This window comes from Sulfitobacter sp. L-8, assembly GCF_056859255.1.
This window is the reverse complement of the sequence record NZ_JBSXOD010000018.1, coordinates 1-24,366: the sequence shown is the minus strand read 5'-3', so window position 1 is coordinate 24,366 and position 24,366 is coordinate 1. Positions and strand designations below refer to the sequence as shown.

The following is a 24,366-nucleotide window of genomic DNA, read 5'->3' as shown; positions in this document are numbered from 1 at the left end:
GGGGGTGACCACGGGCCGGATCGGGGCCCATGTTGCCTCAGCTCATCCACTGTCCGCCATCGACGTTGTAAGTCTGGGACAAGATGTAATCGGCCTCGGATGAAGCAAGGAAAACCGCCATGCCGGTCAGATCATCCGGCACGGCAAAACGACCCGCCGGGACACTTGCGGCAACCTCGGCTTTTTTCTGGCCGGGTTTTTTACCTTCCAAGCGGGCGAAGGTTGCATCCACATGATCCCAATGCTCCCCGTCGACGACGCCGGGGGCGATTGCATTCACGTTTATGCCATGGCGGATCAGATCGAGACCCGCAGATTGGGTCATGGAAATGACGGCGGCCTTGGTAGAGCAGTAAACCAACACCAGCGGCTCTCCGCGACGGCCGGCCTGGGAGGCCATGTTGATGATCTTACCACCATGCCCCTGAGCGATCATCTGTTTGGCGGCGGCCTGCATGGTGAACAATGTACCCGCAACATTGACTGCATAGAGCTTTTCATATGTGGCGCGGGTGATATCGACAGTTTCGGATGCATCAAACAGTGCGGCGTTATTGACAAGGATATCAAGCTTGCCGGAATGATCGACCACCGCCGCGATAGCTACGTCGATGCTGGCCTGATCCGACACATCCATCTGCACGGCATAGGCGCTGTCGCCCAAGGATTTGGCAGCGGCTTGCGCGGCCTCGAGGTTGATGTCGGCAATCGCGACAGTCGCCCCTTCGGCGATGAACCGTTCGGCAAAGCCCAGCCCGATGCCACGCGCAGAACCGGTGATCAGCGCGGATTTACCAGCAAGGCGCGTCATGCGACCCGAAGCCCCTGGGCATCGAACCGGTGGATCTTGTCGGCCTGCGGATGCAGATGAATTGTATCCCCGTGGCGCAATCCCACCTCGCCGCCGGCGCGTACGGTCATCGGTTCTTCCATCTGGGGAATGTGTACGTGAAAGAACGTGTCGGACCCCAAATGTTCAGACACACCGACGCGGCCAACAAAGGTTCCGTCGCGTTCGACCACGTCCAGATGTTCGGGACGAATACCAATGGTCGTGGCATCGTGGCTGCGCGCGATGTCACCGGTCAGCAGGTTCATCTTGGGGCTGCCGATAAAGCTCGCGACAAAGGTGTTGCGCGGGCTGTGATACAACTCCAACGGAGAGCCAACCTGTTCGATGTGCCCTGCCCTGAGCACCACGATCTTGTCGGCCATTGTCATCGCTTCGACTTGGTCGTGCGTGACGTAGACCATCGTGGTCTGCAACTTGGCGTGCAGTTCGCTGATTTCCATGCGCATACCGACCCGCAAGGCGGCATCAAGGTTCGACAAAGGTTCGTCAAACAGGAACGCAGCGGGTTCACGAACGATCGCGCGACCAATTGCGACGCGCTGGCGCTGTCCCCCCGAAAGCTGCCCCGGACGACGGTCCAGATAGTCGGTCAGGTTCAGTGCCTCGGCAGCCTTGGCGATACGACGGTCCTGTTCGGCCTGATCCATTCCCGCCATCTTCATAGGAAACGCGATATTCTTGCGCACCGACATATGCGGATAAAGCGCATAGGACTGAAACACCATGGCCAGCCCCCGCTTTGCCGGAGGCAGGTTGGTCGCGGGGTTACCATCAATGCGGATCTCGCCGTTGGTCACGTCCTCCAGCCCCGCGATCAAGCGCAAAAGCGTGGATTTACCGCAGCCCGAGGGGCCGACAAAAACCACAAACTCACCGTCTTCGATGGTCAGGTCCAGTGGTGGAATAACCTCGGCTTCTCCGAACTTCTTTTGAACTTTGTCTAGTGTGATGCGTCCCATGACACGTCTCCCTATTTGACCGCGCCGAAGGTCAGACCCCGGACAAGTTGTTTCTGGCTGAACCAGCCCATGATGAGGATCGGCGCAATCGCCATGATCGAAGCCGCGCTAAGCTTGGCATAGAACAATCCTTCGGGGGCGGAAAAGCTGGCGATGAATTTGGTCAGCGGTGCCGCGTTCACCGTGGTGAGGATGATGGTCCAGAACGCCTCGTTCCACGCCAGGATGATGTTAAGCAATATGGTCGATGCGATGCCCGGCAATGCCATGGGCGTGAGGACATAGATGATTTCATTCTTGAGGTTCGCACCATCCATACGCGCCGCCTCGAGTATCTCTCCGGGTATTTCGCGAAAGTAGGTGTACAGCATCCAAACGATGATCGGCAGGTTGATCAACATCAGGATCATCACCAACAGGATACGGCTGTCCATGATATCGAAATACTTGGCAATCAGCACCAGCGGATAGAGCACACCAACCGCAGGCAACATCTTAGTCGATAGCATCCACAGCAGCACGTCTTTGGTGCGCTTACCTGGAACAAACGCCATCGCCCAAGCAGCGGGAACGGCGATAAGAATACCAAGCAACGTTGACCCCAAGGCGATCACAATGGAGTTGGTCAACGCAAGCGGATAGTTCGACCGCTCGAGTACAGCGGCGTAATTTTCAAGCGTCCAGTCGAAGAAGAACCAGACCGGTGGATCGGATATCGCTGTTGCTTCGGTTTTGAAGCTGGTCAGGAAGGTCCACATGATCGGGAAGAAGATCAGCAAACCGATGCCCCAAGACAGGACCGTCCACATGATTTTCTTCTGTGTCGTGATTGCACGTGCCATAGCTGCGGCCCCCTATCAGTTATCGAGGTTCTTGCCGACGATGCGCATCAGGAAGATGGCAACGATATTGGCAAGGATGACGGCGATGATCCCCCCGGCAGAGCCGAGGCCGATGTTCTGGCTTTCCAAGACGCGCTGGTAGACCAGATAGGTCAGTGTACGGGTTCCAAAAGCCCCGTTTGTGGTCACGAAAATCTCGGCGAATATCGACAGCAGGAAGATGGTCTGGATCAGGATGACAACGGTAATCGCCCGGCTGAGATGCGGCAGAATGATATACCAGAACCGGCTGAGCGCCGGCGCGCCATCCATTTCAGCCGCCTCGAGCTGTTCGCTGGACAGGGACTGTACCGCGGTAAGCAAGATCAGCGTCGCAAACGGCAGCCACTGCCAGGCCACGATGACAACAATCGAAAACAGTGGAAGCTGCGACAGGAAATCGAAAGGTTGAGCGCCAAAAAACTTGAACAGATACGAGAACAGCCCGTTGTCCACGTTGAAGAACATGTTCTTCCAGACCAACGCAGAAACCGTCGGCATGACAAAGAACGGGGCGATCACCAGGATACGGACAATGCCCTGGCCGAACATCGGCCGATCCAACAAGAGCGCCAGCAACACGCCGCCCACAATGGTGATCATCAAGATCGACCCGACCATCCAGAGTGTTGTGCCTATCGACGACAAGAAGGACGACGACGTCAGAAATGACGCGTAGTTATCGAATCCGATCCAGGTCTCGAACGTTGCGCGCAGCGGGCGGTAATCCGCGAACGAGAAATAAAGCGTCATGATCAGCGGTACCAGCATCCACACAAGCAGCACGAATACGGCTGGTGCGATCATGAGGCGTGCTGATGATCTGGAATGTTCTGTCGCCATGACAGGCTCCTTCCGACAAGGGGAACAGGTCCTTACGGACACCGCAGCGGCGGTTTGCGAAAAATCCTGAAGGGGAAGTCACCGGAGACAGGCCAGCCTGCCTCCGATGCTCGGGAGTGGTCGCGGCAGGCTTAGTAGCCCGCTGCTTCCATTTCTTCTGTGGTAAGTGCTTGAGCACTCGCCAGCGCTTCTTCGGCGGTCTGATTGCCGGCCAGCGCATCCGAGAACTGCTGACCAACCTGTGTCGCAATACCGGCAAATTCAGGAATAGCGACGAACTGCACGCCTGTGTAAGGGACATCCTGCACGGTTGGCTTTTGTGGATCGGCCGCGTTGATGCTTTCCAGTGTCATCTTGGCGAAAGGTGCCGCGTCAAGATAGTCCTGGTTGGCATAAAGCGAGCTGCGCGTGCCCGGAGGAACGTTGGCCCACCCTTCGTTTTCGGCAACCAAAGCGGTATAGCTCTGGCCGGTCGCCCAGCTTACGAAGTCTTTTGCAATGTCCTGCTTTTCCGATGACGCGGGGATTGCCAGGCTCCATGCCCAGAGCCAGTTGCCGCGTTTACCCAAACCGTTGTCGGGTGCCAGTGCGAAACCGACCTTGTCGGCGACGGTGCTGTCCTTGGGGTTGGTGACGAACGATGCGGCCACTGTCGCGTCGATCCACATGCCGCATTTACCTTGCTGAAACAACGTCAGGTTTTCGTTAAAGCCGTTGTTGGCCGCACCTGCGGGACCGGATTCATTCATCATGTCCAGATAGAATGTAAGCGTGTCTTTCCATTCCGGGCTGTCAAACTGCGGTTTCCAGTCCATGTCGAACCAGCGCGCACCGAACGAATTCGACATCGCGGTGAGAAACGCCATGTTTTCACCCCACCCGGCTTTGCCGCGTGCACAGATACCGTTGATTTCGGCATCCCGATCGGTCATTGCGGCGGCCGCCTTGCGGATAAACTCCCATGTCGGGGCGTCAGGCATTTCCATGCCCGCTTTTTCCATCAAATCCTTGCGATACATGACCATCGACGATTCACCATAGAAGGGCGCGGCGTACAGAGTGCCGTCAACAGTCAAACCGCCGCGGATGGCGGGCAGAAGGTCGTCTGCATTCCAATCATCGGCCATGCCTTCGTTCAGCGAAACCAGCCAGCCGTTACCACCCCAGATCGGCGCTTCGTATGTACCGATTGTCATGACGTCGTATTGACCGCCACCGGTCGAAATATCCGTCGTCACGTTCTGACGCAGCACGTTTTCTTCCAGTACGACCCAGTTGATGGTGTTGCCGGTGGCTTCTTCCCACTTCGGAGAGAGGCTCTGCATTCGCACCATGTCGCCGTTGTTGACGGTGGCAATGGTAATTTCATCGGCGATGGCAACGGATGCCATACCGGCCGCAAGCCCGAAGCCAAGCGTCGAGCCAAGCAGGTTACGCTTCATGTTCATTATCTTCCTCCCAAAAGTTTTTTTACATGCGTCAATTATTGCTTTGAGATGAGTGTCTCGTCAACCTTAAGTTTCAGGATTATGACATTTTCAAAGCAAGCATCGCTGGCCTCAGGCTGATTCACGCAGCTTGAGCACGCCGTTGATTAGAAGAATGACCTGATTATTATCGATATTTTCACCGCGTAACTTTTTCAGCAGGTGATCGACTGCTGCCTGTCCAATCGCGGTCACATCTTGCGCAACGGTGGTCAATGTGGGCGTCATGAAAGGACAAAGCGGGTAATCATCATGCCCGGCGATTCGCAAACCACCCCTGCGCAATGCTCCAGGCTCAAGCCCGTGCTTTGCCGCCGCCCGTAGCGCACCAATTGCCACGCGGTCATTGGCACACAGAAAAGAAGCATCCAGCAGCTCTTGGCGCGAAAACATATCATCCAGCACCGCAAGCCCATGCCCTTCAAAATGATCCTGGCTGTCCATGGGGTCGACCCCGATGATCCTCGGCTCAAAACCCAGCTCATCCATCTTCTTGATATAGGCCGCCTCGCGCTCGAGCGCGTTGAAGTTGACCCGCGGCATCGCCAGAAATACCGGCGGCGTGCCGACGCGGCACAGATATTCCGTTATCGCCCCCGTACTTTGCAAGTGATCGGTGCCGACAAAGTCCACATCCGCAAGGGTTTCCGGGCGCGAATCCATCAAGACGAACGGCAACCGGTCATTCAGCCTCTCATATACCTGCAAGTCACTGTGGTTCCCCAATGGTGCCACGATTGCCCCGTCAACGTTCATCGACAGAAAGGTTTCGGCGGCGCGTTTTTCTATTGCGGGGTCGGCATGCGAGCATTGCGTAATCACCGTGTATCCCGCCCGCATCGCGGCCGTTTCGATAGATTCCAGCAACCGCGTAAAGAACAGATCGTTCAGATAAGGAATGATCACGCCGATCATCCCGGTGGTTTTGCGGTTCATCCTGGTGGCAAAAAAATTGGGGGTGTAATCAACTTTTTCCAGCCCGCTTAGAATGCGGTTGGCTGAGGTCCGACTGACCTTCGAGGGGTCCTGAAAATACCGTGACAATGTGGGTCGAGACACGCCTATCGCGCTTGATAACTCCTCCATCGTGTGAATTTTCGGTTTTTGCATCGGTAAACCCCTCGCATTGCGACACCCTGCAAGTGAGGTTAATTCAGGATAGTGGAAAAGTCAGCCCGCAATTACTTACGCGGGTAAAATTTCTGCTTTGTTTTTTGACACCACCGCGCCGTGATGCAGCAAGGCACCGGGGTGTGGCGAAATCGACGGCGACGCCCCCCGTGCCATGACGCTGCTCGCAACCGAGTGCGCGCAAGCCCATTGGACCGACCTATTTCAAAAGATCGCGCACCACAGCTTCTGCCGCCTCCAATGCGCCTTCCAGATAACCGCCAAACTGGCCTGCGACCTCGGTGCCGGCAAATAGCAGCTTTCCACTCCAGATCCCCTTCATGGCGTCGGGCAAGCCGTATTCAGGATGCGTTTGCAACGGCTCTCTATCAGCCGGCGTCGACGTTAGAGGATCATATGCCCAATCCTTTATAAACAGCGCGTCAGGTCGCGCGGCGGCGGAGCCAAATAATCTTGTTAATTGCGCAGAGACCTGCAGACGAAGCTCATGCTCATCCCTGCGCCCCAACGGCGGCACACCGATAAACCCGAACAACCCGAAAGGCCCCCCTTCGTTCGGAGAGGCATCGTGAATCTCGACCATCGGGCCGAACCGGCTTGACGCGTCACCGGACAATCCGGCGTGTCTCCAGAAAGGCGTGTCATACACCGCAAGCGCCTTGGCCTGCCCGGCCATCCACGTGTTGACCCCCTGCATCGCCTGCCACGTCGGGGCTGGCAACGATGGTGTGAAGCGTACCTGCGCAGCCAGCCTTGGCGGCAAGGCAAAAACCGCCGCTGAGGCAACCGTGCTTTCCCCGGACGCAAACGTGGCGGTTAGCTGGGATCCGTTATTTTCCAGCGCGGTCACATGGGTGCCCAGACGGTACCGTTCCTCTGGCAAATGCCCTGACAAGGCACGGATCAACGACTGCATACCACCCTTGAAGCGCCATGAGCCTTCCATTGAAGAAAAGCCGCGACCGCGTTGCACCTGTCCGTGCTGGTTCTCGAACAACAGATCGCCGTCGGCATATTGATCGAACACTTTCAGATCAAAGCGCCGTGCCAGACTGGCAATGCGCGGCTGCCCCGGCCAAAACCACGCCGGACCCATATCAAAGTAGCCACCCCCATGGGTTTCGGTCATGATGCGCCCACCAAACCGGTTGCGCCCGTCGACAAGAAGATAGTCGAGACCCGCCGTTTCCAGTGCGTCAGCCAAAGCGAGGCCAGACAACCCCCCGCCGATAATCAGGGTACGCATTTCAAAAGCCTTTGTGTTGGAATGACAGGTGTCGGAACCCGTCAGCTAGGATCAATCGAGCCTATAGTCAAACCCGGGTGCCATGATCAGCATCACCGGACAGAGTTCGGGATCACCGGGCAGAGTTCGGGTTCATCGACAGTTTGCAAGACCTTCGTCCGACAACGTAATCCTCACGCCCTACGCACCGACACCTGGACGGTCTGCGTAACGGGACGGCGTGGGATCCTTGGGCAATCGCGCGCTTGTACCTGAATACATCGCGGGCACTGGAAACAATCCGCTTGTATGGCCGACGCACACTCTCTGCTCATTGATTGAAATAGTTATTCAACAGTCAGGTATGGCATTTGCCCTGATCCGACTGTTTCGGAAAATTAAACTTAATCTCGCCCTAAATCCGCCTCTATCACGGCGCAGGTTGAATCAGCAGATAGAAATATTTTGAGTAGCAAAATGATTAAAGTCGCCCACACCATCCATACGGACCATGATCTGGGTCTGGTCATATTAGCGGCGTTTCTATGCGCCTTTGGCAGCTGGGTCGTGTCCCGACTTTACCAGCACGCTCTAGAAAGACCAAACAATCAGGCGATAGTCTGGTATGGTATAACCGGCGTCACAGCGGGGATCGCCATCTGGTGCACTCATTTTATCGCAATATTGGCATATCAACCAAGTGCTCCGGTCAGATTTGACCTGTCGCTGACGTTCGAGTCGTTGGTGATAGCGATTCTGGGGGCCATTCTAGGCATCATGATTGCCGGAATGATCAAGACCCGCATTGCGATTGTGATCGGCGGGGCGATCTTTGGCCTTGCGGTTGTTGCCATGCATTACACCGGAATGATTGCCTATCGCGTTCAAGGTGCAGTGTCATGGGACACCAATTATCTTGTCGCCTCTGGTGTCATTGCCGTCGTTCTTGCAACGACCGCATTGAGTTTTGGCATGCGAAAAACCAAACGCAGCGGACTGAAGATGACGGCAGCCCTCACCCTTGGGATTGTCGGGCTTCATTTCACCGGTATGGCCGCGTATAACGTCGCTTCCATCGGGATCGACCCCGACTATTCCAACCCCCAGGAATACGCATTGCTGGCTTTGGTAATTGCCGGAACCGCAGGCATGATCGTGATGGGGGGATTGTTCACATATTTCATCGAAAAACGCACCCGCATGGAAAGCATCGAAGAACTACGTCAGGCACGTGACGCCGCAGAAAGCGCCAGCCGCGCGAAATCCGAATTCATGAGCGTTCTCAGCCATGAACTGCGCACCCCTCTGACAATCGTTATCGGCTATGCCAGTTTTCTGTCCAAGCTCAAAAGCAACACCACCAGTAAACTGAAACCCGGCGAACCGATCACCGAGGCCCATTTCAATTCCCTTGGCGATCAAACCGAGCTTTATGGTCAGCGGGTCAAATCCGCCGGCGGGCATCTGCTGACAATCATCAATGATATCCTAGATTACACCAGCATCGAACTGAACGATATCAAACTGAGCAAGGCCGCATTTTCCACACGCGATCTGCTGCTGGAAGTCGCTGAACAGTTTCAGGGCCTGTCCGGGGAAAAGTCCATAACCCTTTCCACCGAGTCTGACGACATGGCGGTCATGGCTGACCGTGCGCGGTGCCTGCAAATTCTGATCAACCTTGTTGGAAACGCGCTTAAATTTTCAAAGGCCGACCATATCTATCTGCGCGCCCGTGCGCAGGGCACCGGCTTTCGCTTTGAGGTGGAAGACAACGGGCGCGGGATAGACAAGAAAGATCTCACCCGGATTTTCCAGGCCTTTACGCAAATCGAAAACGCCGACAACCGGTCCGAGGGCGGGACGGGACTGGGCCTTGCGATCTGTAAGAAGCTATCAATCGCACATGGTGGTGACATCACTGTGGAAAGTATCGTCGGGACAGGTACAAAGTTTACGGTGTTCTTCCCATTCAGCCTCGACGCGCCGACCTCCAAACAGCTCGCGCAAGCAGCCTAGGGCAAGCCAAACCGCCCCGTATGACGGGCGACCCACGTCCCCGGCGTAATTGACGGTCGCGTTTGCTTGCCTTGGTATTAGACCAATGCTGACGGTACATATCCGAAAGCTTCACGCCCCCCGGTATCCCCGCTGCAAAACGCCCAAGCACGGCTGGCCGCCGCACCACCGCGCCATGCCACGTCAGCAGTCGCCTGGTGCGTAGCTGAACTCAGATATACCCGGCTACGATTTGAAGCACCCTATAGGCGGTGGCGGCGTCGTGCTGAATAACTGACATGAATTCATCCTGACCGATATTGAGACAGACCAGATTGTCGCTTGCTCGCATATGCAGCGCACGGGGCTCTTGCCGGATCAAACCCAATTCGCCGACAAGTGAGCCAGCCCCGACGTTGGTAACCAAAACTTCGGTGCCGTCGTCACCTGCACGCAGCAAATCTGCCGACCCCTCCACAATCAGGAAAACACCGCTGTCGGGTGCATCGCCGGCATGAAAAATATATTCGCCGGGTGCTGCTTTGTACCAACGCGCACCGAAAGCCAGAAGGCGTTGCTGTTTACGTCCGAGACTGGAAAACAGTTTGGACGTGCTCAGCGCTTGTATCTTGAGATCAAGCTCGGCTTTACCCGCGCCGCCCTGCTCGCTGGGGGTCTCGTCCGTGTCGTCCACAAGCATGCCATGATATAGCCGTACCTGCTTGTCGCAGGCCTCATCGCCAAGGTCGCTCGCGCTCAGCACAAGAATGGTTGCTTCGGGTAACAGCGTGCGCAGGCGTTGCGGCAAGGCTTTGCGCACATCCTGATCAAAGCTTGCCAACGGCTCATCCATGATCACCATATCGGGTCGTTTTATGGTCGCGCGACACAGGGACAGTATTTCGCTTAGCTGCGCTGGCAGGTTAGAGCTTTTGCGCGATACCGGCAGTTCCAGGATCAAGTCCAAAACCGCAGTCTTGCAAGTCTCTTCAAGGACCTCGCCCACCACATCCTTGAGGTGCTGTGCCTCGCCCGGTGTTCGCGGCACCGCCCGACCGAACATCGCGTTTTCCTGTATGGTCAACCCCGGAATGGACGTGTCAACCGCAAGTGGCGTTACCACATCGGCCAGACTCGCCTGAAGTGCTGGTGCATGCGCGGCCCGCATGTTCATGATCACCGCGACAACGTCATCGTCGAACGCGACACCCAGCTTTTCCGATGAAATGGCGAAAAGCACCGCCAACAGATGGGACTTGTCGTGCGTGGTTAATTTCGCTGCGGGATCCGACCGCGCCAGCAGGTCTGCCACATGATGATAACTTGCCTCTTCAAGATCAAGCTTGCGGAACAACGGGTGATTGCTGCCGTCGTCGCCGAAAATATTCAGCAGGATTTCCACGATCGAAAAGGCTGTATCAAACAGCGCCTTTTCGAGATGCAGCTCGTCCAGTAGCGCCTGAAAATCGCTTTGTTCGGCTATCTTTTCGGCATTCGGCGTTTCATGGGCAATGGCGAAAAGAACGTTTTCAGCCACCGATAACGCCGGGTTATATGTGTCAGCGGCGAAGAACCGTGCATTTTGCGAAAGCCCCTCGGCCTCGATCCGGGCTGCAACACGCGCGCGCATGGCGGGGAGCGCCTTGGCAAGCGGGGTGTCAAGATCGTCAGGCAGTCGTAGGGTCAGGCCGCGGGCGAAAAGCGCGTCCGACAGGTCAAGCGTGGTAATGAATTCCAACCACCAGTCGCGCAGTCTGCCTTTGTTTTCCTGCAAATGCTGCTCTGTTTCCGTCAACAAGAATGGCTTGTCTGCGTCGGGCAGGCGGTATAGCGGCAACATCAGGTTATCAAGAAATGTTCCGTCAAACACCACCGGGCGTGAATTGGCAAACCCAAGCCGTTGAAAAATAGTCTTTTGGTGCAAGCCTGCCAAATCGTGCTGCGCGATCCGTACCGACCCGAAGGTTGGTTTCAGCTCACGCATCAACATATAGGCCAACGCGCGGCGATCTTCTTCGGAAGCGGCGACAACCAAGGTCGTCTGCCCCTTGCTGATGACCAGATCGGCCTCAGACAGCACCAGTTCACCGGTCGAGTTGCGCAGGTTCAATCCGCTCAGCTCGATATCACCCGTCAGGACTGGACCGTCCTGGGGATCGCCTTCAAAGAGGTTGTTTTCAACCATCCCGGACGGGCTGAAGCGGTCGGATATCATCTCCCAACGCAATCCCAGTTCCTGCGATGTGGTATAATACGCCAGCAATTCCTTCCAAGGGGCCGAAAGATCCTTGAACGCGGCCAGCGCTGCGACCAACGCCCCGATTGTGACGTCCCCTCTGATGACCAGATACCCGCCGACAGAATAGAAAAAGAACGGTGTAAGCTGCGAAATGAAGTTGTTGGCGAACTTCATGAAAAATTTCTTTTGGTAAATCTGGAAACGGATCGCGACCAGATTTCCCAGCCTGTCATTGATCAACGACATCAGATAGCCCCAGCCGCCGTTGGTCCGCAGGGTCGTGGCACCAGCGGCACTGGTTCCGATATCGCCTGCCAGTGCGCGCACGTGAACCACACGCTTCTTGTTCAACAGGTTCACACGTCTTTGCAACTTTGGAATAAGCCAGCCCTGAAGCGGGATGAACGCGACCGCCGCCAACCCGAACGCCCAGCTTTGCGAAAACAGGAACGCCAGGATGGTCAGCATTTGCCCGGCTTGCAGAACCGGCTGAGAAATCGCGTCGCCCATCAGACCGCCCATGGGTTCGGTCTCACCCATGACCATGGACACCAGCTCACCCTCGCTGGTGCGGTCCAGGTAATCTGATGGAAAACGGATGATCCGCCCGATCAACGTATACCTGAGCCGGCGCAGCAAGTCTTCGGCCATCAAACCTTTCATCGTGTTGACGCGCATTTTCAACAGGCCGTGCACGGTGACCGTTACCAAAAACAGTACGCTCAACAGCATCAGAAAAGGGATTTGGTCAATCTGCCAGCCGAAAACCGTCACCGAGCCGCTCGGCGCCTCGATTGCATCGTTGATAATCCGCTTGGGCAGTTCCAGCGACAGATACAAAAGCGGAAAGAGCGCGAGGGTAAAGATAAGTAGCTTGATCTGCTCGCGTCGGGAATACTTCCAGATGAACTTGAATAGTGAACTTTCCAACCGGGCATTCCCCTTTGCCAAACACAAGGCGTCGCCGGTACGGACTGTTTCACACCCTACTTTTCCATTGATAGGCCGACACATTATCATGAGCCAAGTCTTTTTATGTACCTTGGCCGACATCGCGATCATCATGCTGCATTCTTGACAAAATGCCGACCACCCCGAGAATGAACGTACTGAGCACGTCCGATTTCGAATGCCTCCCAGAGGTGCAGGAGCTTTCATGCCGAAAAAGACCATCTGGGTGACGGGGCTTTGCGTTTTGCTGGTGATGCTGACGCTCGCCGCCTTTGCCCCGTCTGTCGTGGGACAACTGCGCAATGTTGTTTTCGACAGTTACCAACGCGTATTCCCGCGTGAGCCTGATCCGAATGTGCCGGTACATGTCGTCGATATAGATGAAGCATCCATCCGGTTGTTAGGCCAGTGGCCCTGGCCAAGGAGTTATCTGGCCACGCTTACCGACAGATTGTTCGCGCTCGGGGCGGTTGCTGTGGGGTTCGATGTTCTGTTGACAGAGCCGGATCGCACATCGCCCGGTGCGATCTTGCAAAGTTGGCAAAGGTTTTCCCAACAAGACATCACCCTGCCCGCCGCTATGTTGGCGCAGGATCACGATAACAGCCTGGCCGAGGCGTTTTTGTCGAGACCCGTGGTCATTGCCGTTTCCGGTGCAGTGGATGGCGACGTACCGCAACCCAAGGCAGGCATATCTTTCACCGGCGCAAGGCCCGACGGCGCAATCACCTCGTTTCCGGGCGCGCTTTCCCCCCTGCCCGAATTGACCCAGGCCGCCGCGGGTATCGGCGCGATAAGCTTGTCAGCCGGAGACGACGGCGTGTCGCGGACCGTGCCGATGGTTGTACGCATGGGGGATACCCTGATGCCCTCGTTTACTGCCGAATTGCTCAGACTGGCACAGGGTGCGGGCAGTCACATCCTGCGCACCACGCAAGCCTCCGGAGAGATGTCGGGTGGGGCCGTGCGCGTGGTCGAAATGCGCACCGGCGGTGCCACCTATCCGCTTAACGGAAACGGGCACTTCCGCCTGCATGTTGCTCCGACCGGGCCACGTGGCATGACCCCGGCGCATTCTTTGCTGGGACCCGACCTGCCCGCCGCGTCGCACCCCGAAATCGCGAACCGCATCATCCTTGTCGGTTCAAGTGCGCAGGGGTTGTTCGATCTGCGGTCCACCGCATTGGGGGAAAAAGTGCCCGGTGTCATGCTTCAGGCCGGCGTTCTCGAGCAGATAATAACGCAGTCTTTTCTGACCCGACCCGATTGGATGCCGGGGCTGGAGCTTGTTACCATTGCGCTCGTCGGCTTGCTGATTACGTTTCTTTGCACGTGGGAAAGCCCGATGGCTGCATTCGCCGGCACCGTCGTTATTTCCGCCGCTGGCATCCTTGCGGGGTGGCTGGCATTCGACCGTGCGGGGATTTTGTATGATCCGTCGATGATGATCCTGACGGCAATAGCGATCCTGCTACCCGGCAGCACCCTTGGCCTGATCGGCAAAGAACGTTTGCGACAAAGTATTCGCAGCCGCTTTGCGTATTTCGTCCCTGACGCACTGGTCACACAGATAGCCGCCGACCCCGACGATGCCCTTACCCCGCGCGGAGCCGCGCGTGAAATAACGGTGATGTTCATTGACATGCGTCGCTTCTCTACGGTGACAGAAAGGATGACGCCCGAAGAGATCGTGCATTTTCTCAACCGCTATCTCGGGACCGTTTCGGATGCATTGACCGCCGAGGGCGCGACGATCGACAAATACATCGGGGACGCCGTGATGGCGTTTTGGAACGCGCCCATCAATCAACCGGACCATCGAGCGCGCAGCCTCAGGGCAATCTTTCGCGTCGAACAATCCATCGCTGCGGCAAACGATATGCTCGCCGCCGACGGCCTGCCCCTGATCGGGATCGGAATTGGCGTGAATACCGGCCCGGCATACGTGGGGCTGATGGGGTCGCGGGACCGGCTTAGCTATACATGTGTGGGCGACAACGTCACACAGGCGGCACGCTTTGAAGGGTTGACCCGCATTTACGGTACCAACAACTGCGTCGGCGCACCAAGCATTCATGACCTGCCCGAGGATATTCGCGCAGTAGAACTTGACCGCGTGGTGGTCAAAGGCAAGACCGAGCCGGTCGCGCTGCATTGTGTCTATCACGCCCACGACCAGGCGTTTTCGTCCGCCGCTGCGGTTTTTTGCAAGGCGCGCTCGGCGTACCTGGCCCAGGAATGGGATCACGCGCTTTCGGTGTTGGATCAGCTTTCGGGCATGGCCGTCGACGGACTTGATACCCTACTGCTTGCACAACTCTATCGCGATCGCATCACGGCGCTGCGTAACAGCCCTCTCCCAAAGAGCTGGGACGGAACCTTTGTCAGTACCGCGAAACGCTAGACAGAGCTGCTTGGGTGACCCCGGTGTGCGATTTGCCGGGACCGTGTGACCTGAAGGCCGTTTACTCTATGATGCCGCTCTCGGTGAAACCGCTGATCCCGCGATAGCTGTCATTTCGCCCAAACGCATTGACATCGGCTGCCCCCATATGCCGGCCTCGGGTTGAAACCGGAGACCTGTTCGGCGGTGTCGCGGCTATCACGCCTGCGGTCGCCCCGCCGCGCGATGCCAGCTGGCTGGGTGCCTGACCGTCAATTCTGGTTAACATGCTGGCGATCAATTCCGCCGATGCGCTCCCGGCATAGCCGTCTTCGGTCAGCACCGCGCCTTGCCGGCTTGAACATGTCTCCTGCCCACCGGAGGAAATGCACATCCGGTCCCCCATCAGGAACACGGCAACGGTGCGTCCTCCGATAAAGCTCACCAAGGCTGAAGAACCGCGGATGCCCAATGTCGCGGTCGGGGTCTTGATAATCGCTTCCTGCGCTTCGCTTGTCGTACCGCCGACGAAGCGCAATGCGCCCGTTGTCAACTGCATCGCAAAGCCTGAGCTTCCGCCGCTTGGATCGTAGATAAACCGATCAAGGACGATCTGGCTTGAGGGGGCCACCGAAAGGGTGGTTTCATCAAGAAACAGCAATTGGCCACGCTCGTCGGAACCGGTGTTGATTCTATCGTCGGCAACGACATCCGCACCATCGGTCAGACGTCGTTCCGATTGGCCGGGTGCCGTGGCTCGCATTGCCCGTTCGATGCTGGCAGCGACGCCAATTTGCTGGGCCTGTACCTGTGTAGCTGCAAGCGCCATCCAGGCTGTTGCCGCAAAGATTCCTAGATTGCGCATGGCTAAAACTCCATCCCCACTGTCATGCTGAACAACGGTTCGGACTTCTCAAAGCCTATGACGTTGCTTTTCCGATCATAGAGTTGCACCTCACCGTTAATATAGACGGTCTCGGTGATATACGCCTGCAACGCCGCCCCTACCCGCTTGACCTTGTCCTCGCGGCCTGATGTGAAACTATCGGTTTCAGTCTGCACGAAACCGGAAACTTTCCAGTCATGACCTGCGAAACTCGGGCGCAGGCGCTTCTGGAAATCGACCCGCACGGCGCGGAAGTCGCTTTCTATCAGCGGGTCCGCGATATCTACGTTTTGACTGATGACAGAGCCGCGCACCGACGCATCGCGACCCGGAAACCAGATCAACCCCAGTTGCCCGTCAACATAGTTGCCGTCGACGGTCGACGCATCATAGCGGCTCCTGCCACCCTCAAGATTTGCAAACGCGGACCAGCTTTGTGTCAGCGGAGCCTCGAGGCTCAGACCGAACCCCAAGGCGTCACGGTCGAATGCGATCTTGTTGTCATGGGTGCTGCGTACCGCCAGATACGGACGCAGGACCGGACCGTATTGCGTGCCTGCCAGACGAAGCGAAGGCCCATAAGTAAACGCTATCGACCGTTGACCGGTGGTCGTGGAGGATCCGAAATCAAGGTAATCCGCGCGTAACGTCGTGATAAAAACCGTACCGCCGGGGCCGTCAGGGTCGTACCTGTGTACCAAACCCATGGATGCCGTGGCCCCGACCTTTCCGTTATCCCCGAGCACTGCAAAACCTGCTTGGGCGAAACCCGAGAAGGATGATGTCGCGGTCCGATCCTGGGCCTCCTCGGCATAGCGCGCCATCTGTCTTTGTTGATCTGGCGTCAACGCATCACTGCCTTGCAGGATGTTAAGGTGATACAGCGCCACCTCGTTTGCCCCCAGTGCGAAATAGGCCGCCGCAAGTTCCGAGCGCGCCTCGACCGAGGCAGGGTCGCGATCCACAAGCCGTTCCAGTGTCGCCACCGCGGCTTCGAAATCCTGATCCTTCACCGCCTGCCGAGCGTATTGCAGCATCAGGTCGGTATTGGCAGGTTGGCGCAGCATCGCTTGAAATAGACTCTGACGCTCCGCCGAAGTTTCGGCGATCGATGGTACGGTGCCCAACCCGGAAAACAGGGCTGCAACGACAAGGATACGGGAAAGGATCATCAGAAACACCTTGGTCAAATAAATAGCTGGAGCGTATGTCGCGGCGGGACCCCGCTCCTGCTGACCAAGTTGGACCACCCAGCCCCATTCGATAAAGGTTATTTTAACTGTTCCCTCTCCTTCAACTTCACTGTTGCCCTTATGCAACAACGTGAAACGCAGCTGTTTGACAAGGCAAAACGGGTTCAGTCGTAGGGGCCACCGTACCTTTCCTGCCCCTTCTCAAGTGGTACTTTCCGCCTTTCAATATTGTTTTAATACCGTTGCATCCGTCCCATCGCATTGGTGAATCTCAGGGTCTGTGCCCCGTTTGATCACCGATCCGCGACATGTCCTCTGCATCAACAAAATGTGTATTGCGGCGCAACGGGTTAAGCGACATAGCCCGCGATATGTGGATCAAACTGCGCCTATTCCTGATGAGTTTGCTGGTCGGCGCAGTGTTTGCGCAAACGGCCACATCTTTGGTGTCTTCTGCCCAGGCCGCTGCGATGGAGCTGGCGCAGGTCGACAACGCCTCGGATGTTGAGATGGACGACTGCGCAGATACACCCGATTGCGATGCCCCGTGTCATTTGTCTTCGCAATGCCGCGGCACCGTCGGGCTCGTCGGTCCCCACTGGGCCTTCGTTGATAGTTTCTTGCTGGCCGGATTAGCCTGCGTTTCGCCCGCCGTAACCGTCCAGACCGGACAACGGCGGGGCGACGATCTGCAAAGACCCCCTGAAGCCTGACAGATTGGGTGCAAGATGCACCTTGATAACCGCGATTGCCAACCGCTTGTAACACCGGCGACGCAGCGATCGTGATCAATACACCCATATTATGCAGGCCTGTCATGCCCCTTGAATTTTCGCGTTTATCCGCGGCCATCGCTGCCGCCATCTTTTTGCCTGCCCCGGCTCTTTGGGCCGAGGCCTCCGATTATGCCGTTGAACTGGTCGAAACGACGTATCGCGTCGGCGGCGATGCGGTGCTGACCCTTCGATTGACCGACCTGCGTGACCAGCAAGCCGTGGCGGATGCGATCATCTTTGCGACCCGGCTGGATATGGAGCCTGAGGGCATGGCCATGATGACGTCCCCGTTGGCACCGCTCCCGATGGAGAAATCGGGTGAATACCGGTTTTCTGCGGACCTTTCCATGAAGGGCAGCTGGCAAATGTCTGTCGCAGCCAAGATCCAGGGGGAAGTCGAAACCGTTTCGGCTCGCATCATCCTGGAGGTGCAGGAATGAGCGCGTATAGCAAACTCTTTATGGTCGGAGCCATCGGCGCGGCCGCCGGTTGGGCGGGCTTGTCGGCGGGTGGCAAGGGTTGGACCCCCGCCCGTCTGGGCGATGAAGCCCAGATGTTTCTTGCCGCAATGATAGGCACCGACGCCAAAGCCATGCCCGCGCCGGTGCCCCCGGCATCGGGGTCCGTGATCTATTACCGTCATCCGGATGATACGCCCGCTTGGTCGGCAGGCCCGACCAGCACGGCGGATGGTCGCCCCTATATCGCTGTACTGGCCAGCCAGGATGTGTCCTTCGAGCCCGTCACCAAAGACAACGCTGCGACTGTGGCGGCTGATACGGGCGAACGCACGATCCTGTATTATCGCCACCCCATGGGCCTTCCCGATACCTCGCCGGTGCCCAAAAAGGATTCGATGAACATGGACTACCTGCCGGTGTATGCCGATGAATCCTCCGACGCGGGTACGGTCACGATCTCGCCGGGAAAGCTGCAACGCACGGGCGTGCGGACCGCCGAGGCAGTATCGGCACCCATAGTGATGCCGGTGCGGGCACCGGGCATCGTGGAGCTGGATGACCGCAGGATCAGCGTCATATCCTTGCGGGCTGATGCCTTTGTCGAACAAGTCGAGGACGTGACAATCGGTTCGACCGTCACCGCAGGGGCCCCGCTGGCAATGCTCTATTCCCCCGAGATTGCCGCCGCCGCTGCTCTCTATGTCTCGGATCTGCGCAGTGGTGCAGGGCGCGCCAAGGGCAGCCGCCAAAGGCTGGCGAACCTCGGGGTGCCGCCTGCGGTGATCGAGGGGATAACCGCGGACAAAAGCCCGCCGGTCAACACCCCGCTGATCGCGCCCCTGTCAGGCGTGGTAATGGAAAGAATGGCTGTGCAGGGAATGATGTCGCCCGCCGGCGCGCCCCTGTTTCGCATCGCCGATACCTCGGTGGTCTGGGTGATGGCCGAGGTGCCTGAATCCTCGCTTGCTGGCCTGTCACGCGGCACGCCGGCCACGATCTCTTTCCCGGCGTTGCCCGGCGAGACCTTTCAAGGCAGCATCAACGAGATTTATCCGGCCGTGGATATGCAAACCAGAACCGCGCGGGTGCGGATCGAATTGCCAAATCAGTACGGGCGGCTTTTGGTCAATATGTTTGCCGATGTCGAAATGGCGTCAGGTGACGCGACCCCGGTGGTGCAGGTACCAAAGACTGCCGTGATCGACACCGGCGACCGTCAGGTCGTGATCCGCGATATGGGTGACGGAAAATTCGCGCCGCAGGATGTGGTGATCGGACGGCAGGGCGACGGCATGGTTGAAATCCGCAAAGGGATCGCAAGCGGCGAACGTATCGTCACAACGTCCACCTTTCTGATTGACGCCGAAAGCAACTTGAACGCGGCGCTCGCGGCTCTGGTGACGCCGGAGGCCACAGAATGATCGGGCGTATCATAACATGGTCGGCGCGCAATCTGATGCTGGTGTTCTTCGCCACTGCGTTGATCGTCGGTGCCGGCATCTGGTCGTTGCGCACTTTGCCGATTGATGCCATCCCCGACCTGTCGGATGTGCAGGTTATCGTGTTGACCAACTATCCCGGTCAGGCCCCGCAGGTGGTCGAGGATCAGGTCACCTACCCGCTGACCTCGGCGATGCTCACGGTGCCGCGGTCAAGGGTGGTGCGGGGTTTTTCCTTTTTTGGAATTTCGTTTGTTTACATCATCTTCGAAGACGGGGTGGACCCCTATTGGGCCCGCTCGCGGGTGCTGGAATATCTGAACGCCGCCGCCGCCAACCTGCCCCAGGGTGTCACCCCTGCCCTTGGCCCCGATGCAACGGGTGTGGGCTGGGTCTATCAGTATGCGGTAACCGGCGAAAACCTGTCGTTGGCAGAACTGCGTACCCTGCAGGATTGGGTGGTACGCTTTGGCGTCAGCCGCGCCGAGGGGGTGTCCGAAGTCGCGAGTGTCGGCGGCTTCGTCAAGCAATATTCGGTCACCGTCGATCCGGTTCGGATGCGCGCCCAAGGCATTACCCTGTCGGACATTGGCAAAGCCGTGGCCTCAAGCAACATGGACACCGGCGGCCGCACCGTGGAGCTTTCGGAATTCGAATTCATGGTCCGCGGCCGCGGCTATTTGTCGGGAACCGAAGACATCGGCAACATCACTTTGCGCAGCGTTGCGGGCGTGCCGATCCTGTTGCGCGATGTTGCGCGCATAGAGATCGTCCCAGATGGGCGGCGCGGCATTACAGAACTGAACGGGGAAGGTGAAGTCGCAAGCGGTATCGTGCTGCAACGGGTGGGTGCCAATGCACTGGACGTTATCGAGAACGCCAAGTCCGAGCTGGATGCAATCGCCCAAAGCCTGCCCGAGGGCACCCAAATTGTCCCGGTTTACGACCGTTCGAACCTGATCCTTTCAGCGATCAAGACGCTCAAGACCACATTGCTGGAAGAAAGCCTTGTGGTGGCGGCCGTGACGATCTTGTTTCTGCTTCACATGCGATCGGCATTGGTGGCGATCGTAATGCTTCCCGTGGGCTTGCTGATCGCATTTACCGCGATGAAGACGCTGGGGATCGGGGCCAATATCATGAGCCTTGGCGGTATTGCCATCGCCATCGGAGCGATGATCGATGCCGCCATCGTGATGATCGAAAACGCGCATAAGCACCTTGAACGCGCGGCCCCCGACAAGCCCCGCATCGAGGTGCTGATCGAAGCGGCGACCGAAGTCGGCCCCGCGTTGTTTTTCAGCCTTCTGATCATCACCGTGTCGTTCCTTCCGATCTTTTCGCTTGAGGGTCAGGAAGGCCGGATGTTTGGCCCGCTGGCCTATACCAAGACATTCTCGATGGCGGCTGCGGCGTTCTTGTCGGTCACATTGGTACCGGCACTGATGGTGGTGTTCGTGCGCGGACGGATCATTCCTGAGCACAAGAATCCGGTGAACCGCTTTTTGATCGCGGTCTATCGACCGGTTATCACCGGCGTGCTGAAGGCCAAGGCACTGACCATCGTCATAGCGCTGGCCGCTCTTGTCGTCACAATTTGGCCCGCGCGACAATTGGGGTCGGAATTCATGCCGACCCTGAACGAGGGTACCTTGATGTATATGCCGACCACCCTACCCGGCCTGTCGGTGACAAAAGCCGCAGAGCTGATGCAGACGCAAGACCGGATCATCAAGTCCTTTCCCGAGGTTCTGACGGTGTTCGGCAAGGCCGGACGCGCCCTTACCGCGACTGACCCCGCGCCGACGTCCATGTTTGAGACCATCATACAGCTGCGCCCGGAAGAAGAATGGCGCCCGGGCGTCACGACAGAAAGCTTGCGTCAGGAAATGGACGCGGCGCTACAGTTTCCCGGTGTCTCGAACGCTTGGACCATGCCGATCCGTGCGCGGATTGATATGCTTTCCACGGGTATCCGCACGCCGGTGGGGATCAAGGTCTATGGCGACAACCTGACAGAAATGGCGAAAGTCGCCCGAGAGGTGGAAGCAGTCGTACGCACGGTTCCCGGTACCACCAGCGCCTATGCGGAACGGGTGATCGGCGGGTATTACCTGGATATCACCCCGGACCGGGCGGCGTTGGGCCGTTACGGCCTGTCCGTCCAGGATGTGCAGGAAGTCATCGGCATGGCCTTGGGGGCCAAGGCCATCACCCAGACCGTCGAGGGGCGCGAGCGCTACAACGTGGCGGTGCGCTACCCCGCCGCGCTGCGCTCGGACCCCGAGGCGATCGGACGCGAGGTACAGGTCGCCTTGCCCGGTGGCGGCACGATTCCCCTGGGCGACGTCGCCACGATCGAGCGCAAGCGCGGGGCCACGTCGATCCGAACCGAGAACGGGCAGTTGGCGGTCTATATCTTCGTTGACATTGCAGGGCGCGATCTGGGTGGTTTTGTGGCTGACGCGCAGGCGGCGGTGGCGGCTTCGGTCACCCTCCCGCAAGGCTATTCGCTGGGATGGAGCGGCCAGTTCGAGTATCTGGAACGCGCCAAACAGCGGCTTGCTATTGTGGTACCGTTGACCTTGGCGTTGATCTTCCTGCTGCTTTTTCTCAACTTCCGCCGTCTGACAGAAACCTTGATTGTCATGCTTTCGTTACCCTTTGCCCTTGTCGGGGGGATCTGGCTGATGTGGTTCATGGGATTCAACATGTCTGTCGCGGTCGCCGTCGGGTTCATCGCGCTGGCAGGGGTCGCGGCAGAGACGGGTGTAATCATGCTGATCTATCTTGACCACGCCCTGACCGAAGCCAAGGACCGCGCCAAGGGCCGCGATCTCACCCGAGAGGAGCTGTATGCCGCGATCATGGTCGGTGCCGTTGATCGCGTGAGACCCAAAATGATGACCGTTGTGGCAATCATGGCAGGTCTGATGCCGATCCTTTGGGCTCACGGCACCGGCTCCGAGATCATGCAGCGGATTGCTGTGCCGATGATTGGAGGGATGATTTCCTCAACGCTGCTGACGCTGATCGTAATCCCCGCCGTTTACGGTGTTATCAAAGGTTGGCGTCTGCAAAGCGCATACATGAATCACCCGGTTGCGCCGAAAGCCGTGTGATACGGTGACTTAGCGCGCTTCGAGGAGGATACTGCAAAAAACAGGCGGCGGCGAAGGGCGTGGTTACAGCCTTCGCCGCTCTGTAAACTTGCTCCGGTACCACCACCTTTCCAAAAAATTGTGGTTTTATTGATCGAGAACAAAGTCGAGATTCTTCCTGCGCGTATTGTGCAAGAACTTCACCCCAAGCGAAGGAGGAATAGCTACTCGTTAAACCCTCGGCATAGAATGTGACGCATATGCAGACCGGGTACCGGTCTTGATCCCGTCGCCGATTGCCCCCGGATGCACCGCAATAACCTGCACGAAGCGGCTCCACGCCCAGCCAGAGAACCAATTCGCCGCCGACGGTCCTTCGCAGGGCACAGCGGTTTCCAGGCATGAGGTTCCGCCGAACCATCTCGGCGTGAAATACCACGGTCCGCGCGACCACCGAGTGCTGCCCCAGCCCAATCCGGCAGTCTTTCTGCCGTTCGTTACCACAAGGAAGGAGTTCCAATTGCAAGCTCAAGACATCATGACCAGAAACGTCATATCCGCCAATGTCGATGTGACCGTGGAAGAAATCGCCGCACTTATGATGGAAAACCACATCAGTGGCGTGCCCATACTGGACGAAGACGGGGCAGTAACCGGCCTCATCAGCGAAGGCGATTTGATGCGACGGGTAGAAGGATCGGGCTCTGCCCCCAAATCCTGGTGGCTTTCGCTGTTTTCTTGGTCCGAAAGCACCGCACGGGATTTCATCAAGATGCGCAGTCACCGCGCCAAGGACATCATGACGCGCAACGTTCATGTCGTAGCTCCCGAAACGCCCGTCGCTGATATTGCACGGCTGTTGGAGGAAAAGCGCATCAAGCGCGTGCCAGTCGTCGAAAATGACAGGGTTGTCGGTATCGTTAGTCGGGGCAACCTGATGCAAGCCCTAGCAAGCATTCCCAAGGTGACGCTTGACCCATCGATATCCAACCGTGAAAAGCGCGAGGTCGTGATGGGCGCGCTGGCGCAGGTACCGGGGCTGAACCCGGCGCACCTGAATGTCGTGGTCGAGGGCGATCGCGTCGATGTCTGGGGGCTTGCCGACTCGGATGCTGTGGAAAAGGCCGCTTCGGTCGCTCTCGACAATATTGATGGTCTCGGTGAAGTGTCCGTCAACCTGGGACGCATACCGAACTATGTCTGGGGAATTTAGCGCCTGCTGTGACAAAGGCGTCTGGATCATCATCAACCAAGGCTTTGAGGCAGCAACCCTGCCGGCATTTGATCCAGACGCCTTGCGTCACATATCTGCGCGCCAAGATGCGAAACAATGTACATCCGTCGCCGAACCGCTCGCGACATCGTAGAACCTCGGCGACCCGGATGCGTTCAGCACCTAGGAAGCGACGACAAATCAAGGAGAAACGCGCGAAAGTTGGTGATGGCCTGAGGTGCGGCATATCATGGCGGTGTTCAGACGCCGTCAATTCTCTGGTGAGAAAAGGATATGCCACATGTCAGAGACTACCATCACCTAACTGCCCGATCCATCGGGTTTTT

At 57.6% G+C, this 24,366-nt stretch carries 17 protein-coding genes; 7 read left to right on the top strand and 10 right to left on the bottom strand.

Annotated elements, in window-relative coordinates:
* Positions 1 to 37: 37 nt before the first annotated feature.
* The 7 genes from AC13DE_RS01075 to AC13DE_RS01045 all read right to left on the bottom strand — a co-directional run bounded on the left by AC13DE_RS01075 (position 38) and on the right by AC13DE_RS01045 (position 7,400).
* On the bottom strand, positions 38 to 811 hold the full coding sequence (locus tag AC13DE_RS01075) for an L-iditol 2-dehydrogenase (RefSeq protein WP_483046734.1): 774 nt from the start codon (positions 809 to 811) through the stop codon (positions 38 to 40).
* A complete protein-coding gene (locus tag AC13DE_RS01070; RefSeq protein WP_446298222.1) occupies positions 808 to 1,812 on the bottom strand; it encodes an ABC transporter ATP-binding protein in 1,005 nt (334 codons plus the stop codon). Before AC13DE_RS01070 ends, AC13DE_RS01075 begins: the two co-directional genes overlap by 4 nt.
* Positions 1,813 to 1,823: 11 nt before the next feature.
* A complete protein-coding gene (locus AC13DE_RS01065; RefSeq protein WP_446298221.1) occupies positions 1,824 to 2,654 on the bottom strand; it encodes a carbohydrate ABC transporter permease in 831 nt (276 codons plus the stop codon).
* A gap of 15 nt (positions 2,655 to 2,669) precedes the next feature.
* On the bottom strand, positions 2,670 to 3,536 hold the full coding sequence (locus AC13DE_RS01060; protein WP_446298220.1) for a carbohydrate ABC transporter permease: 867 nt from the start codon (positions 3,534 to 3,536) through the stop codon (positions 2,670 to 2,672).
* A 131-nt stretch (positions 3,537 to 3,667) separates the two neighbouring features.
* Positions 3,668 to 4,984, bottom strand: a complete 1,317-nt coding sequence (locus AC13DE_RS01055; protein ID WP_446298219.1) for an ABC transporter substrate-binding protein — start codon at positions 4,982 to 4,984, stop codon at positions 3,668 to 3,670.
* 111 nt (positions 4,985 to 5,095) lie between these two features.
* Positions 5,096 to 6,133: a LacI family DNA-binding transcriptional regulator gene (locus AC13DE_RS01050; RefSeq protein ID WP_483046733.1), complete on the bottom strand. Its 1,038-nt coding sequence runs from the start codon at positions 6,131 to 6,133 to the stop codon at positions 5,096 to 5,098.
* 220 nt (positions 6,134 to 6,353) lie between these two features.
* Positions 6,354 to 7,400, bottom strand: a complete 1,047-nt coding sequence (locus AC13DE_RS01045) for a flavin monoamine oxidase family protein (protein ID WP_483046732.1) — start codon at positions 7,398 to 7,400, stop codon at positions 6,354 to 6,356.
* 456 nt (positions 7,401 to 7,856) lie between these two features.
* On the opposite strand from AC13DE_RS01045, the gene AC13DE_RS01040 reads away from it, so the two are divergent.
* Positions 7,857 to 9,398, top strand: a complete 1,542-nt coding sequence (locus tag AC13DE_RS01040; RefSeq protein ID WP_483046731.1) for an MHYT domain-containing protein — start codon at positions 7,857 to 7,859, stop codon at positions 9,396 to 9,398.
* Between the two features lie 211 nt (positions 9,399 to 9,609).
* Here the strand turns inward: AC13DE_RS01040 and AC13DE_RS01035 are convergent, their stop codons facing one another.
* On the bottom strand, positions 9,610 to 12,546 hold the full coding sequence (locus tag AC13DE_RS01035; protein WP_483046730.1) for an ABC transporter transmembrane domain-containing protein: 2,937 nt from the start codon (positions 12,544 to 12,546) through the stop codon (positions 9,610 to 9,612).
* Positions 12,547 to 12,772: 226 nt separating this feature from the next.
* Between AC13DE_RS01035 and AC13DE_RS01030 the strand changes: the two genes are divergently transcribed.
* Positions 12,773 to 14,971 (top strand): CHASE2 domain-containing protein, encoded by a 2,199-nt coding sequence (locus AC13DE_RS01030; protein ID WP_483046729.1) that lies wholly within the window; start codon positions 12,773 to 12,775, stop codon positions 14,969 to 14,971.
* 61 nt (positions 14,972 to 15,032) lie between these two features.
* Here the strand turns inward: AC13DE_RS01030 and AC13DE_RS01025 are convergent, their stop codons facing one another.
* Positions 15,033 to 15,815, bottom strand: a complete 783-nt coding sequence (locus AC13DE_RS01025) for a FecR family protein (protein ID WP_446312343.1) — start codon at positions 15,813 to 15,815, stop codon at positions 15,033 to 15,035.
* A 2-nt stretch (positions 15,816 to 15,817) separates the two neighbouring features.
* Positions 15,818 to 17,008, bottom strand: a complete 1,191-nt coding sequence (locus tag AC13DE_RS01020) for a hypothetical protein (RefSeq protein ID WP_483046728.1) — start codon at positions 17,006 to 17,008, stop codon at positions 15,818 to 15,820.
* A gap of 329 nt (positions 17,009 to 17,337) precedes the next feature.
* Between AC13DE_RS01020 and AC13DE_RS01015 the strand changes: the two genes are divergently transcribed.
* The 5 genes from AC13DE_RS01015 to AC13DE_RS00995 all read left to right on the top strand — a co-directional run bounded on the left by AC13DE_RS01015 (position 17,338) and on the right by AC13DE_RS00995 (position 24,019).
* Complete coding sequence (locus AC13DE_RS01015) at positions 17,338 to 17,742, top strand: hypothetical protein (RefSeq protein WP_483046727.1); 405 nt, start codon at positions 17,338 to 17,340, stop codon at positions 17,740 to 17,742.
* A 104-nt stretch (positions 17,743 to 17,846) separates the two neighbouring features.
* Entirely contained in the window at positions 17,847 to 18,245 is a 399-nt protein-coding gene (locus tag AC13DE_RS01010) for a FixH family protein (RefSeq protein ID WP_483046726.1), read from the top strand.
* Complete coding sequence (locus tag AC13DE_RS01005) at positions 18,242 to 19,687, top strand: efflux RND transporter periplasmic adaptor subunit (RefSeq protein ID WP_483046725.1); 1,446 nt, start codon at positions 18,242 to 18,244, stop codon at positions 19,685 to 19,687. Before AC13DE_RS01010 ends, AC13DE_RS01005 begins: the two co-directional genes overlap by 4 nt.
* Positions 19,684 to 22,827: an efflux RND transporter permease subunit gene (locus AC13DE_RS01000; protein WP_483046724.1), complete on the top strand. Its 3,144-nt coding sequence runs from the start codon at positions 19,684 to 19,686 to the stop codon at positions 22,825 to 22,827. Before AC13DE_RS01005 ends, AC13DE_RS01000 begins: the two co-directional genes overlap by 4 nt.
* 499 nt (positions 22,828 to 23,326) lie before the next feature.
* Entirely contained in the window at positions 23,327 to 24,019 is a 693-nt protein-coding gene (locus AC13DE_RS00995) for a CBS domain-containing protein (protein ID WP_446296438.1), read from the top strand.
* Positions 24,020 to 24,366 lie beyond the last annotated feature (347 nt).

What these genes read in the sequence shown, in the direction of transcription:
- AC13DE_RS01075 (WP_483046734.1), bottom strand. Translation starts at nt 811, where the DNA reads ATGACGCGCCTTGCTGGTAAATCCGCGCTGATCACCGGTTCTGCGCGT.
- AC13DE_RS01070 (WP_446298222.1), bottom strand. Translation starts at nt 1,812, where the DNA reads ATGGGACGCATCACACTAGACAAAGTTCAAAAGAAGTTCGGAGAAGCC.
- AC13DE_RS01065 (WP_446298221.1), bottom strand. Translation starts at nt 2,654, where the DNA reads ATGGCACGTGCAATCACGACACAGAAGAAAATCATGTGGACGGTCCTG.
- AC13DE_RS01060 (WP_446298220.1), bottom strand. Translation starts at nt 3,536, where the DNA reads ATGGCGACAGAACATTCCAGATCATCAGCACGCCTCATGATCGCACCA.
- AC13DE_RS01055 (WP_446298219.1), bottom strand. Translation starts at nt 4,984, where the DNA reads ATGAACATGAAGCGTAACCTGCTTGGCTCGACGCTTGGCTTCGGGCTT.
- AC13DE_RS01050 (WP_483046733.1), bottom strand. Translation starts at nt 6,133, where the DNA reads ATGCAAAAACCGAAAATTCACACGATGGAGGAGTTATCAAGCGCGATA.
- AC13DE_RS01045 (WP_483046732.1), bottom strand. Translation starts at nt 7,400, where the DNA reads ATGCGTACCCTGATTATCGGCGGGGGGTTGTCTGGCCTCGCTTTGGCT.
- AC13DE_RS01040 (WP_483046731.1), top strand. Translation starts at nt 7,857, where the DNA reads ATGATTAAAGTCGCCCACACCATCCATACGGACCATGATCTGGGTCTG.
- AC13DE_RS01030 (WP_483046729.1), top strand. Translation starts at nt 12,773, where the DNA reads ATGCCGAAAAAGACCATCTGGGTGACGGGGCTTTGCGTTTTGCTGGTG.
- AC13DE_RS01025 (WP_446312343.1), bottom strand. Translation starts at nt 15,815, where the DNA reads ATGCGCAATCTAGGAATCTTTGCGGCAACAGCCTGGATGGCGCTTGCA.
- AC13DE_RS01020 (WP_483046728.1), bottom strand. Translation starts at nt 17,008, where the DNA reads ATGATCCTTTCCCGTATCCTTGTCGTTGCAGCCCTGTTTTCCGGGTTG.
- AC13DE_RS01015 (WP_483046727.1), top strand. Translation starts at nt 17,338, where the DNA reads ATGTCCTCTGCATCAACAAAATGTGTATTGCGGCGCAACGGGTTAAGC.
- AC13DE_RS01010 (WP_483046726.1), top strand. Translation starts at nt 17,847, where the DNA reads ATGCCCCTTGAATTTTCGCGTTTATCCGCGGCCATCGCTGCCGCCATC.
- AC13DE_RS01005 (WP_483046725.1), top strand. Translation starts at nt 18,242, where the DNA reads ATGAGCGCGTATAGCAAACTCTTTATGGTCGGAGCCATCGGCGCGGCC.
- AC13DE_RS01000 (WP_483046724.1), top strand. Translation starts at nt 19,684, where the DNA reads ATGATCGGGCGTATCATAACATGGTCGGCGCGCAATCTGATGCTGGTG.